Origin of the sequence: Tissierella creatinophila DSM 6911 (assembly GCF_001940565.1) — a bacterium.
In the GTDB taxonomy this organism is placed as follows: domain Bacteria; phylum Bacillota; class Clostridia; order Tissierellales; family Tissierellaceae; genus Tissierella_A; species Tissierella_A creatinophila.
Window position 1 is genome coordinate 1 of sequence record NZ_LTDM01000045.1, and the last position, 2,970, is coordinate 2,970.

Here is a 2,970-nt window from a genome sequence, read left to right on the forward strand (position 1 = left end):
CTTTGGAATTTATAGTCTCTGGATCTAAAGATGGACAGTTTGGTTATGCCATATTTAGGGTGGAAGGTTTAGAGGTAAAGAATTTATTTGGAGAAGGAATGAGAGATTGCTGTTAATTATATAATAACTTAGAGGAGAATGATGAAGATGAAAAAAAGAAAGTTATTATTGATAGTATTATCAATGCTAATAATTAGTACATTAGTAGGATGCGGTAAAAAAGATGAAGGTAAAAAAGTAGGAAATGTTGATGATGATTATGAAATCAATTTAGGATATTATAACTGTGACCATATGGTAGGGGCTGCAATTGGAGAAGCGGCAGGGATATATAAAGACCTTGGTTTAAATGTAAAGTTAACTGGAAATGGTAAAGTTCCAGAGGCTATGGCAGCAGGGCAGATGGATGCAGGATATATTGGAAATAGAGGATTAATTGCTGCTAATGGACAAGGTTCTCCAATTTTAATAGGAGCTAATAATCATATAGGGGGTTCTATGTACTTAGTAGTGGCAAATGATATTGAGAAACCAGAAGATCTATATGGTCAAAAAGTGTCTATTGGAAGTACTAAAGATGAGGGCTGGATAGCTGGATACTCAAAAATATTAAATTTATCTACAGATGAAAAAGATTATGACATAGTAAATATCAGTTCTGATGCAGACGCATATATGGCTTTAGCCACTGGTCAAATTAAGGCTTTTACATCTTGTGACCCATGGGGCTCTATGGCTGTTTATGAAGGAAAGGGCAAGATAATGGCAACATATATGGAAATGGATGATAAAATGGGTATCTGTTGTGCATTCTCACTAAATAAAAAATTTGTAGAAGAACACCCAGAACTAGCTGAAAAGTTGTTAACTGCTCATCAAAGGAGTATAGAATATGTATATGAGCATCCTCATCAAGCAGCAAAGATATTTGCCAAGTACTATAATGTTCCAGAAGAAGTTGCGACTATGACTATATATAAAAAATGTGTAGAAGAAGGTAGAACTTTAACATGGGAAATTGAAGAAGAGAGTTTTCAACATGCTTATGATGTATATAAAAGATATGATTTAATAGAAAAATTACCTAAATTTGAAGACCTAATAGCTTATGATATTTATAATGCAGCTAAGTTAGATGATTTTGATGAATTTATAAAAGAAAAGATAGACTCAGTTTTTCCAATAGGTATGAGTTATGAAGACTTTAAAAAGAAGGCAATGGAGATAGATGAATAGAATTTTTCTAATAATATTAATTATTGGGATAGCGGTAGCAATAACCTTTTTTCTCCCATCGGAAGTACTGGTGGGAGGGAAAATAAGGGTTGGAGTATCTGATGACATCTCTGGCTTTGTAGTAGATTATATGATAAAGGAAGAAAAGTTAAAGATAGGTGATGAATTAGAAGCTTATTTTATAAAGGATTGCTGAGCTAAAACTTCTCAATGGGCCTTGAGCTCAGATTTGTTGGATATGGCAATTGTATGTAAAGAAGCAGCCAAGGAATATCTTGAAAATATAGAGGGGTTTGAAGTAGTCTCTACATCTATGATGAATTCAGATATATTTATCACCAAAACAGAGAATCCTAAGATAATAGGAATGACTCAAGATAGAGATTACCAGATAGATTTAATCAAGAAGAGATTTGGACAAGATGTAGAAATAGCACCAATGATGGTAAGTGCTCTTCCCTATGCTTTAGAAAAGGGTGAAGTGGATGGGATTATAATTGATTTTATAAAGGGAGTACACGTAAATGGGATAAAAGAGAGTTCAGTAATTGATGGTGATTATACAACATATGTTCTTATATCTAATGTGGAGTTTATGAAAACAAAAGAGTTTAAAAAATTTGTAAGGACATATAATGAATCTTTAGAAGAATTGATGAGGAATGATAGATTACTAGAAAAACATTTTTATAATTATACAAAAACTAATTTAGAGAAAGGAGGATTACAAAAGTGGAAAGTAAAGCTTCTGAATATAGGGGAAGATTAAAATATTCCAATATCACAAAAAGAGATATAAGAGAGATGATATATAAATTACTTGTATTTATAGGGATTATTGGATTATGGCATTATGCAGCTGTTAGGATAGACTCATCCTTATTATTACCTAAGCCTATGGAAATAGGAAAAGCATTGATTAGCTCTGCAACAGATCCAAAGATATTGCTAAACCTATCTATAACTATGAAAAGAGTTCTCAAAGGATTTCTATATGCATTGCTAGTAGGATTACCATTGGGATATCTAATGGGCCTTTCTGAGTTAGCAGAAAAACTGCTATCAGGTATTATAGACTCAGTAAGGCAAGTACCTATTATGGCATGGGTACCTTTAACCATTATTTGGCTAGGTATAGGAGATGGACCAACTTTATTTATGATTGCACTCTCTGGTGTATTTCCAGTAATACTTAATACTATTCAAGGTGTTAGAGGCATTTCAAAGGATTATTACAATGCAGCTAAAAGTATGGGAGCTGGACCACTTAGCATATTTATCAATATAGTAATTCCAGCTTCAATACCAGATGTACTAGTAGGGGCAAGGCTTGCAGTAGGTATTGGTTGGATGTCCGTCGTCTGAGCGGAGTTTATAGCAACGAGTGCCGGTCTTGGCTACTCTATGGTTGAAGCACAAGCTAGGATGCAGACTGATGTACTTATATCACTAATGTTTATGTCTGCTATTGTCGGGTTTGGTGTGGATAAAATATTACAAATTATTAATAAAAGACTCACTAAATGGAGGCACGCACAGTAATGGAGTTGACGGTAGAATCAATCAATAAAACCTTTACTAGTAATGGAAGTGTAAATCAAGTCCTTAAAGATATTAGTTTTGGGGCAGACAAGGGAGAATTTATATCTCTACTAGGACCATCAGGTTGTGGAAAGACAACCTTGCTTAGTATAATAGCAGGGTTTCAAAAATCTGATTCAGGTTCAATAATAG

Annotated in this window: 4 protein-coding genes; all 4 read left to right on the forward strand. The window is 33.7% G+C overall.

The features are described 5' to 3' along the window. The first annotated feature begins 147 nt into the window (after window positions 1–147). Window positions 148–1,236 carry an ABC transporter substrate-binding subunit SaoX gene (gene saoX, locus TICRE_RS09945; RefSeq protein WP_075727644.1) on the forward strand — a complete coding sequence of 363 codons (1,089 nt, stop codon included), beginning with the start codon at window positions 148–150 and terminating at the stop codon, window positions 1,234–1,236. Further along, window positions 1,229–2,005, forward strand: coding sequence for an ABC transporter substrate-binding (seleno)protein SaoB (saoB, locus tag TICRE_RS09955; RefSeq protein ID WP_269843995.1), 777 nt, complete (start codon window positions 1,229–1,231; stop codon window positions 2,003–2,005). The genes saoX and saoB overlap by 8 nt, the downstream gene beginning before the upstream one ends. Continuing rightward, window positions 1,969–2,778: an ABC transporter permease subunit SaoP gene (gene saoP / locus TICRE_RS09960; RefSeq protein WP_269843996.1), complete on the forward strand. Its 810-nt coding sequence runs from the start codon at window positions 1,969–1,971 to the stop codon at window positions 2,776–2,778. The genes saoB and saoP overlap by 37 nt, the downstream gene beginning before the upstream one ends. Beyond that, window positions 2,760–2,970, forward strand: a 211-nt coding sequence (locus TICRE_RS09970) for an ATP-binding cassette domain-containing protein (protein WP_233120191.1), incomplete at its 3' end; no start/stop codon positions are given. The genes saoP and TICRE_RS09970, both read left to right, overlap by 19 nt.

Excerpts from the sequence above, each read along its gene's own strand:
- saoX (WP_075727644.1), top strand. The coding sequence starts at position 148 with ATGAAAAAAAGAAAGTTATTATTGATAGTATTATCAATGCTAATAATT.